General features: G+C 70.8%; 7 protein-coding genes. 2 read left to right on the forward strand and 5 right to left on the reverse strand.

From position 1 onward, the window contains the following. Positions 1–179: 179 nt before the first annotated feature. From OM076_RS44040 to tig, 4 genes are all read right to left on the reverse strand, one after another. The gene (locus OM076_RS44040) at positions 180–1,838 is read right to left on the reverse strand and encodes a choice-of-anchor A family protein (protein ID WP_270046628.1); all 1,659 of its coding nucleotides are present in this window, start codon (positions 1,836–1,838) and stop codon (positions 180–182) included. Between the two features lie 61 nt (positions 1,839–1,899). Next, complete coding sequence (clpX, locus tag OM076_RS44045) at positions 1,900–3,168, reverse strand: ATP-dependent Clp protease ATP-binding subunit ClpX (protein WP_270046618.1); 1,269 nt, start codon at positions 3,166–3,168, stop codon at positions 1,900–1,902. 5 nt (positions 3,169–3,173) lie between these two features. After that, on the reverse strand, positions 3,174–3,758 hold the full coding sequence (gene clpP, locus OM076_RS44050; protein WP_270046619.1) for an ATP-dependent Clp endopeptidase proteolytic subunit ClpP: 585 nt from the start codon (positions 3,756–3,758) through the stop codon (positions 3,174–3,176). Between the two features lie 138 nt (positions 3,759–3,896). Beyond that, positions 3,897–5,222, reverse strand: coding sequence for a trigger factor (gene tig, locus OM076_RS44055; protein ID WP_270046621.1), 1,326 nt, complete (start codon positions 5,220–5,222; stop codon positions 3,897–3,899). A 184-nt stretch (positions 5,223–5,406) separates the two neighbouring features. On the opposite strand from tig, the gene OM076_RS47175 reads away from it, so the two are divergent. Further along, positions 5,407–7,281, forward strand: a complete 1,875-nt coding sequence (locus tag OM076_RS47175) for a methyl-accepting chemotaxis protein (protein WP_270046623.1) — start codon at positions 5,407–5,409, stop codon at positions 7,279–7,281. Here the strand turns inward: OM076_RS47175 and OM076_RS44065 are convergent. Beyond that, a complete protein-coding gene (locus tag OM076_RS44065) occupies positions 7,278–7,901 on the reverse strand; it encodes a TetR/AcrR family transcriptional regulator (RefSeq protein WP_270046625.1) in 624 nt (207 codons plus the stop codon). The two genes, OM076_RS47175 and OM076_RS44065, sit on opposite strands and share 4 nt — an antisense overlap. 94 nt (positions 7,902–7,995) lie before the next feature. On the opposite strand from OM076_RS44065, the gene OM076_RS44070 reads away from it, so the two are divergent. Continuing rightward, positions 7,996–9,403 (forward strand): ATP-dependent helicase (locus OM076_RS44070; RefSeq protein ID WP_270046627.1); only part of this gene is annotated, 1,408 nt, incomplete at its 3' end.

The raw sequence follows: 9,403 nt of genomic DNA on the forward strand, positions 1-9,403 counted from the left end.
AGCGAGGCCGCGCCGGCGGCGCGGGCGGGGCGCGAGGCCGCGTGGGGCGTGCGCGAGGTGACGGCTGCCACGTGGGGCGCCGGCGCGCGGGCGTCGGCGCGCTCAGGTGCTGCGGCCGCCGTTGCTGCGGCGAGGGACGCGAGCGCCGTGAGGAGGAGGGCCGCGGCGCCCGCGCGCACCTATCCCGTCACTCCCCCGCCTGCCCCGCGGGCCGGAAGGACCCGGATCGAGGCGGCGTTGTGGCGGGTGCCGCCGTTGCGGCTCGTCACCGCCGCGACGTTGGTGATCACCCCTTTGGCGGTGCGGGCGATCCGGACGGTCACATACCCCTGGCGCTGCCCGGTGAGCACCGGGATGGCGGCGCACGGGCGGCCGCGGCGATAGACGATCGGCACCGTCGCGCGCACGATCGTGAGCTCCTTGGGGAGCACGTCGCAGACGAGGACGTTCTGCGCGGCCCCGGTCCCGAGGTTCGTGACCCGGATCCGGAAGCGGACCGTGTCGCCGGCGTGCCTGGTCACCCGCTCGACCGCTCGACCGCGCGGAGTCATGACCTTCTTGCAGACCCGCACGTCGCTCTGGGCATCCTTGACGATGACCGTGCCGGGCGGCTCGTCCGGGTCGAGCGGCTGGCCCGGCTCTTGGGTGTCGGGCGTAGGCGTCGGCGAGACGATCGGCGCCGGCGAGGGCGTTGGCTCGACGGTCGGCACGGGCGTGGGCGTGCGCGTCGGTGTCGGCGTGCGGGTCGGTGTCGGCGTGCGGGTCGGTGTCGGCGCGACGGTCGCCGTCGGCGTAGCGGTCGGCGTCGTGGTCGGGATCGTCGTCGGGGTAGGTGTCGGCGTGGGCGGTGCCACGGTCGGCGTCGAGGTGGGCGTCGGCGTCGGGTTCGGAGGGATCGGCGGGCACGGCTCCGGGTCCGGCAGGCACACATCCGGCGGGTGTGTGTGCGTCTCCCCCGTGTTCCCGCTGATCGCGCCCACCGCGAGCGCGCCGTTGATGTTGCCGCCGGCGATCGTCAGCACCGCGCGCGGCGCCAGGATCGACCCCTGCCACGACATGTACGGCGGGAGGGCGATCGTCGTCGCCTCGGGGAAGTTCCACAGCGTGCCGCGCCGCAGCCCTTCGAGGTCGCCGCTCACCGTGTCGCCGAGCTGGACGAACTGCCCGGTGGCCCAATCGAAGTAGCGGATCTCGTACATGCCCTGGTTGGCGTAGCTCGTGCCCGTGACGTTGATCAGCGTCGTGGAGCCGGGCGGCACCTTGATCCAGATCGACGGCGCCGAGGCGAGCTTCGTCGCCGTGAGCGTGAAGACGTTGCGGACCGGATCGGTGCCGGTGAACTGCAGCCCGGGTGACCCGCCGTCGTGCGGGCCGATCGTCCCGGTGGCCGGGACTTCGGTCGCCCAGTAGCTCGAGCGGATGTTGAGCGCGTCGAACAGCGCGCCGACGTCGAACGGCGGCGCCGCCTTCGTGAAGTACGTCACGTCCTGCGGGCCGCTGAGGCTGGTGCCGTAGGTCGCACGCCCGTTATTGAGCCCGCTGTTGGTGAACTGCAGGGCGCGTCCGACCGCTAGGTCCAACCGCGCCCGGTCGAGCGGGAGCCGCGAGCCGACCCCGAAGCTCTCGAACGCCGCGTCACGCCCGACCACCGCGCCGCCCTCGTTCTCGCCCGCCTTCCAGCTGGCGTCGCCGAGCACGACCATGTCCCACTCCGGCACGGGGCCGAGCGGAAGGTCCATGCAATCGCTCTCCGCCGGCGGCTGGGCGTCCACGCCGCGCGGCGCGCTCAGCGCCACGACGGCCGCCAGTACCGCGGCCACGATCACCCACCACCGCATGGCGCGCACGCTCTCGGAGCGTGGGATGAGCGGGGCTCACCCGCGAAGGATGATCAGGTCTTTATGCGGACTTCGCGGCTGGCGCCGCTTCGTCGGGCGCCTCGGTGACGAGCGTCGGCTTGACGCCGCGCTCGACGGTCTCCTTGGTCACGACGCACTTCTTGACGTCGCGGCGGGAGGGCAGCTCGAACTGCACCTCGAGCAGGATCTCCTCGATGATCGAGCGCAGGCCGCGGGCGCCGGTCTCGCGCTCCAGGGCACGGTCGGCGACCGCCTTCAGCGCATCGGCGCTGAAGACCAGCTCGATCGAGTCGAACGCGAAGAAGCGCTGGAACTGCTTGACGATCGCGTTGCGCGGCTCGGTGAGGATCGTGATCAGGTCCGCGCGGGAGAGCTGGTGCACGGCCGAGGAGACCGGCAGGCGCCCGATGAACTCCGGGATCAGCCCGTACTGCATCAGGTCCTCGGGCAGGCAGCGCTCGAAGAGCTCGCCGAGGTCGCGATCGGCCTTGGACTCGATCATCGCGCCGAAGCCGACGCCCTTGTGCCCGATCCGCCGTTCGATGACCTTGTCCAGGTTCGCGAACGCCCCGCCACAGATGAACAGGATGTTCGTCGTGTCGATCGTCAGGAACTCCTGGTGCGGGTGCTTGCGGCCGCCCTGCGGGGGCACCGAGGCGGTCGTGCCCTCGAGGATCTTCAGCAGCGCCTGCTGGACGCCCTCGCCGGACACGTCGCGCGTGATCGACGGGTTGTCGGCCTTGCGGGCGATCTTGTCGACCTCGTCGATGTAGATGATCCCGGTCTCGGCCTTCTTGACGTCGTAGTCCGCGGCCTGGATCAGCTTCAGGAGGATGTTCTCGACGTCCTCGCCGACGTAGCCGGCCTCGGTCAGCGCCGTGGCGTCCGCGATCGCGAACGGGACATTCAAGATCCGCGCGAGCGTCTGGGCGAGCAGCGTCTTGCCGCAGCCCGTCGGCCCCAGGAGCAGGATGTTGGACTTCTGGAGCTCGATGTCCGAGTCCTCAGAGGTCATCATCTGCACGCGCTTGTAGTGGTTGTAGACCGCTACCGACAGCGTGCGCTTGGCCTGCTCCTGGCCGACGACGTACTCGTTGAGGACGCCATAGATCTCCTTCGGCTTCGGCAGATTGTCGATGTCGAAGGTCGGAGGAGCGGTGAGCTCCTCATCGATGATCTCGTTACAGAGGTCGATGCACTCGTCGCAGATGTACACGCCCGGGCCGGCGATCAGCTTCTTTACCTGCCGCTGCGACTTGCCGCAGAAGGAACAGAGGAGTTGCTCGTTTGAGTCCGTCGGGCGTGCCATAACAGCTAGTGCTCGTGGATCACCCTGTCGATGATGCCGTACTCCTTGGCCTCGTCCGAGGACATGAAGTAGTCACGTTCTGTATCTGACCGCACCGCCTCGACGTCCTTGCCGGAGTGCAGGGCGATGATCTCGTCCAGCCGGCGGCGGAGCTCGATGACCTCGCGAGCGTGGATCTCGATGTCCGTCGCCTGGCCGGAGAAGCCCGAGGACACCTGGTGGATCAGGATCTTGGCGTTGGGCAGCGCCATGCGCTTGCCCTTCGCCCCGCCGGCGAGCAGCAGCGCGCCCATCGACATCGCGATGCCGACGCAGATCGTCTGCACGTCCGGCTTGATGAAGTTCATCGTGTCGTAGATCGCCAGACCTGCGTACACGGAGCCGCCGGGCGAGTTGATGTAGAGCGAGATGTCCTTGTCGGGATCCTCGGACTCCAGATGCAGGAGCTGGGCCACGATCAGGTTGGCGATCTGATCGTCCACGGGGGTCCCGAGGAAGACGATCCGCTCGTTCAACAGGCGGCTGTAGATGTCAAACGCACGCTCCCCACGGGAGGTTTGTTCGACAACCATCGGTACGAGTGGGCTCACGGTCCTCGCTTCGTTTCGCTTCGAACGCTCGAATCCTTCAGATGGCTGACGGCCCGTGCCGCACCACTCGGGCGAAGACTAGCAACGGGTTGGGCTCGTCAGACCCGGGTCGTTAGACCAGGTGTTAAAAGCAGCTGATCAGGAATCTGGCTGCTCGGCGGCAGGAACCGGCTTCGCGGACTCCGCGAGCAGGTCCAGCGCCTTGCGCTGCGACAAGTCGTCTTTGAGGCTGTCGAGGCGCCCGTTGTCACGGAGGCGCTCGAGCAGCTTCGCCGGCGAGGTCTTCTCGCCCGGGGGTGACGCCTCGGCTACCGCCTCGAGCATCTCCTCCTCGGAGGGCTCGAGCGACTCCGCCTCGACGACCGCGGCGAGCACCGCCTCGCGGCGCAGCGCCTGGTCGGCGTCGGGCTTGGCCTGCTCGATCGTCTCCTCTTCGGAGCGCTGGGAGATCCGCAGGTACGTGTCGCGGTCGATGCCCTGGTGCGAGAGCTGGTGGAGCATCGCGTCCCACATCTCCTTCGCACGCGCCTCGACGAGCGCGTCCGGCACCTCGATCGTCGCGGCGGCGACCGCGGCGTCCAGCGCCGCCTCGCGGAACTCGCCCTCGATGCGCGACGTCTCGGACTCGGCCATCCGCGAGCGGATGTCCTCGCGCAGCTCGTCCAGCGTGTCGAAGCCTGCCTCCTCGGCCAGCTCGTCGTTGAGCTCGGGCAGCTGCTTCGCCTTGATCTCGCGCACCTTGACGGCGAACTCCGCCACCTCGCCCGCGAGCTCGGTCGAGCCGTAGTCGTCGGGGAACGTGACGGTGACCGTCAGCTCCTGGCCGGCGACCGAGCCCTCGAGCTGCTCCTCGAAGCCCGGCACGAGCCGGCCGGAGCCGAGCTCGATCATCTGGTCGCGCCCCTCGCCGCCGGCGAACGGCACGCCGTCGAGGGTGCCGGCGAAGTCCATCACGACGAAGTCGCCGCGCTGGGCCTGGCGCTCGACGGGCTCGAGCTTGGCCGCGCGCTCGCGCAGCCGGTCGACCTCTTCGGCGACGGCGTCGTCGGAGACGTCGGCCTCGCGCTTCTCGACCTCGAGGCCCTTGTAGTCGCCCAGCGTCGCCTTCGGGCGCACGCCGATCTCGATCGAGAACTTCAGCGGCTGCCCGTCGGCGGGCAGCTCCGCGATGTCCACGTCAGGCTCGCCGACCGGCACCACGTGGGCGTCGTCGATCGCGGCGCGATACCACCCGCCGAGCGACTCGCGGACCGCCTCGTCCAGCACCGCCTCCCGGCCGACGCGCTTGATGACGACGGGCGGCGGCGCCTTGCCCGCCCGGAACCCGGGCACGCGGATGTTGCGTGCAAGCTGCTTGGCGGCTTGAGTGATGCGCCGCTCGACCTCGCCGGGGCCGACCTCGGCCTCCACGCGTACGCGTGATTCGGGGAGCTCGGTGGTGGTGGTGCTGATGTCGTTTGCCATGAGAGCGGCGGAGAACGATACAAAGGCCCGCGCATGCGAGAGCGTTTCGCCGCCTGGTTCGTGACCGGGCCCCTCGGTCATCTGGCCTCCGGCATCGCCGATTGGGCGGTGTTGTTGTGGCGCGCGCGGCGCCGAAGATGAGTGTTCCACGGGCGTTGCGTTAAGACGACGCGACCCTCGGTCGATGAAGCCGGAAACGTACGCCGTCCCGGAGATCGCCCTCATGTCGCGCTTCGCCAATCTGCCCCTCGCCGTTCGCCTGGCCGCCGCCTTCGGGCTCCAGGCGATCGCGCTGCTGCTCGTGACCCTGCTCGCCTTCGAGGCGTTCGGTTCGTTCAAGCACGAGGTCAAGGGTCTTTCCGAGCGTGATGTGCGAGCGGTCTCGCTCGCCGGCGAGGTCGGCCAGCAGGTACAGTCGATCGGCCGCCTCGCGGCCGAGCACCTCTACATCTATGACCGCAACCTGGCCACCCAGGACCGGATCGCGGCCGAGGCGAAGGCCTCGATCGACGACGCGACCAAGGACGCCGCCGAGCTCGCCGCGCTCACCAAGGGCAACGCGAACATGGCGACGTTCTCCGCGCAGGCGACCGCCTGGGGCAAGGACCTCAACGCGGCGCTGGCGCGCTCCCGCGCCGAGACCGTCAGCGGCAGCGAGGACCGCTCGGGCTCCCGCGACCTCTACGCCGGCAAGGTCTCGCCCGCGATGAACCGGCTGTTCGCGAGCTCGAGCAAGCTGCAGGACTCGATCGAGGCGTCGACGCACCGCACGGTCGACGGCGTCGAGGCCGACACGGCGTCGCGCTCGCGGCTGCTGCTGATCGTCATGGTCGTGTCGATGCTGATCGCGGTCGGCTTCGCGGTGCTGATCACGCGCAGCGTCGTCGGCCCGGTGCGCCAGCTGATCGCCCGCCTGCGCAGCCTCGACGAGGAGGGGCTCAACGACCTGACCGGCGGCCTCGAGGCCGCCGCCACCGGCGACTTCACCCACCGCGCGACGCTCACCACCGCGCGGCTGGACGTCTCCTCGACCGACGAGCTCGGGCAACTCGCCCGAACCTTCAACGCGATGCGCGACAAGGCCGAGCGCAGCCTCGCCGCCTACACGACCATGTGCAGCGAGATGGGGGTCCTGATCGGCGAGGTCTCGCGCAACGCGGGCAGCGTCTCCGCCGGCTCGCAGCAGGTCGCCGCCTCCTCCGAGGAGGCCGGGCGCGCCGTCGGCGAGATCGCCAACGCGGTGACCGACGTCGCCCACGGCGCCGAGCGTCAGGTGCGGATGGTCGAATCCACCCGCAGCGCCGTGCTCGAGGCCAACGCCGCGGCCTCGGCCAGCGCGGCGGCCGCGCTCGCCACCGCCGAAGCGGCCGAGGACGCGCGCCGCGTCGCGCGCGAGGGCGTCACCGCCGCCGGGCACGCCACCGACGCGATCCGCGGCGTCGCCGCCGCGTCCGCCGAGGTGGGTGCGGCGATCGAGGACCTCAACGCCCGCTCCGAGCACATCGGCGGCATCGTGACGACGATCACCGGCCTCGCCGAGCAGACCAACCTGCTGGCTTTGAATGCCGCGATCGAGGCCGCGCGGGCGGGTGAGCAGGGCCGCGGGTTCGCGGTCGTCGCCGAGGAGGTGCGCAAGCTCGCCGAGGAGTCCGGCCGCGCGGCGTCGGAGATCTCCGAGCTGATCGCCGAGATGCAGGGCCAGACGCAGCGCGTCGTCGGGGTCGTGGCCGACGGCTCCGCGCGCACCGAAGAAGGGGTCGCCACCGTCGAGCAGACCCGCGAGGCCTTCCTGCGCATCGACGGCGCGGTCGAGGGCGTGGGCGCGCGGATCGCCGAGATCGCCGCCGCGGTCGAGGAGATCGCCGCGGGCTCGGCGCGTGCCGAGCGCGACGTCGCCGAGGTCGCCACGGTCGCCGAGCAGTCCTCCGCGTCGGCTGAGCAGGTCTCCGCCTCGACGCAGGAGACCTCGGCGTCGACGCAGGAGATCGCCGCGTCCGCCGCGGACCTGGCGCGGACCGCCGAGGAGCTCAACGCCCTCGTGGGGCGCTTCACGGTCTAAGCGGTCGGCTTCAAGCGCCAGGGTTCGGCGATCAGCGTCGTCGCCGCCTCTGGCCGAAGCGCGTCCTGCAGGAGCCCGAGGTAGCGCGGCCAGTGGTCGTCCATGGGGCTGCCGTCGGGCGCCGGGCGGGTCGTGGCGCCGACCATCCGCAGCATCAACGACACGTCTTCGGGGACCAGGTCTGAGCGGACGACGCCCGCGTCCTGTCCGCGTTTGAGCATCCTGGCCGTCGATTCGTTGACCCGGCGGCGCTGATCGTCGGTCAGCGCGGCCGCCCCCAGGCGTTGCGCGACGACGTCGTAGAAGCCCTGGTTGGAGGCCTGCAGACGGGCGCAGCCGGCCATGTAGGTCGTGAACGCGGTCCAGGCGTCCTCTTCGGCCTCGGCGCCCGCGACGATGCGGTCGATCTCCTCGAGGATGTCCTCGAAGATGGCGCGGACGAGCGCCTCCTTGGTCGGGAACCGGCGGTAGAGCGTGCCCTTGCCGACGCCGGCGCGGCGCGCGATCTCCTCGACGCCCACATCGAGCCCCGCTTGGGCAAAAGCGGTGCGCGCGGCATCCAGGACGCGCGCGCGGTTGCGGGCGGCGTCGGCCCGCAACGGGCGGACGTTGGCTTCCATCGCAGCGATCCTATATCCGCTCAGGCAACCGTGCGAGGTCAATTCTCTCTGATGCGCGAAGCCGTCCGATGCGCTGCGTAGCTTCCCCGGGCCGATGGCCGTACTGGCACAGACCGAAGAGCGGCCCTGGCTCGACGAGCTCAACGACGAGCAGCGGGCGGCGGCGACGCATTCCGGCGGTCCGCTGCTGATCCTGGCGGGTGCGGGAACGGGCAAGACGACGACGCTGTGCGCACGCGTGGCGTGGCTGGTCTCGTCGGGCGTGCCGTCGGAGCGGATCCTGCTGCTGACGTTCACGCGGCGGGCGTCGCGGGAGATGCTGCAGCGGGCGCGGGGACTCGTGCCCGCGTCGTCGCGCGTGCTGGGCGGCACCTTTCACTCGGTCGCGCATCGTTTGGTGCGCCGGCACGCGGCGGCTTTGGGCCTGCCGGGCGGGTTCGGGGTGCTCGACGCGGGTGACGCGGCCGACGTGCTGGACCTGCTGCGCGAGGAGCACGGGCACGCGAAGTCCCGCACGCGGTTCCCCAAGAAGGGCACGCTGCTGGACATCTATTCGCGCACCGTCAACGCGCAGGAGCCGCTGTCGGGCGTGATCGAAGGGTCGTTCCCGTGGGTGTCCGAGCACCGCGAGGCGATCTCGGAGCTGTTTCGCGCGTACACGGCGCGCAAGCGCGAGCTCGGGGTCTGCGACCTCGACGATCTGCTGCTGTTCTGGCGCGCGCTGGCCGCCGACGAGGTGATCGGGCCCCGCTTGGCCTCGTCGTTCGATCACGTGCTGATCGACGAGTACCAGGACGTCAACGGCCTGCAGGTGGACCTCGCCCGGTCGCTCGCGTCGTTCGGTCCGACGGTGACGGCGGTGGGCGACGACTTCCAGGCGATCTACGGCTTCCGCTCCGCCTCGGCCGCGCACATCCTCGACTTCCCCGAGCATTTTCCGGGCACGCGGGTGGTGACGCTGGAGCGCAACTACCGCTCGACGCAGCCCGTCCTGGACGCCGCGAACGCCGTGGCCGCCCAGGCGACCCGCGCGTTCCCGAAACGTCTGCAGGCGGACCGCGACGGCGGCGTACGACCTCGCGTGGTCCACGTCCGCGACGAAGCGGCGCAGGCGGAAGAGGTCTGCGACCGCATCCTCGAAGCCCGCGAGCAGGGCATGGAGCTGCGCGCCCAGGCCGTCCTCGCGCGCACCTCGCACGACTCCGACCTGCTCGAGCTCGAGCTCACCCGCCGCCGCGTCCCGTTCCACAAATACGGCGGGCTCCGGTACCTGGAGGCCGCGCACGTCAAGGACTTCGTGGCGACCCTGCGCCTGGTCGACAACGGCGCCGACGACGTCGCGTGGTTCCGTGTATTGCAGCTCGTCGAGGGCCTCGGCCCGGTGAGCGCGCGGCGGGCGATCGCGGCGATGGCGGCGGGCGGCGATCTCGCGGGCGTGGGCGGCGGGGCGGCGGATCGGGGCGGTGAGGCCGCGGGCGCGGGCGGCGCGGGCGTGGGCGGCG

The sequence above is a fragment of the Solirubrobacter ginsenosidimutans genome, from assembly GCF_027587205.1.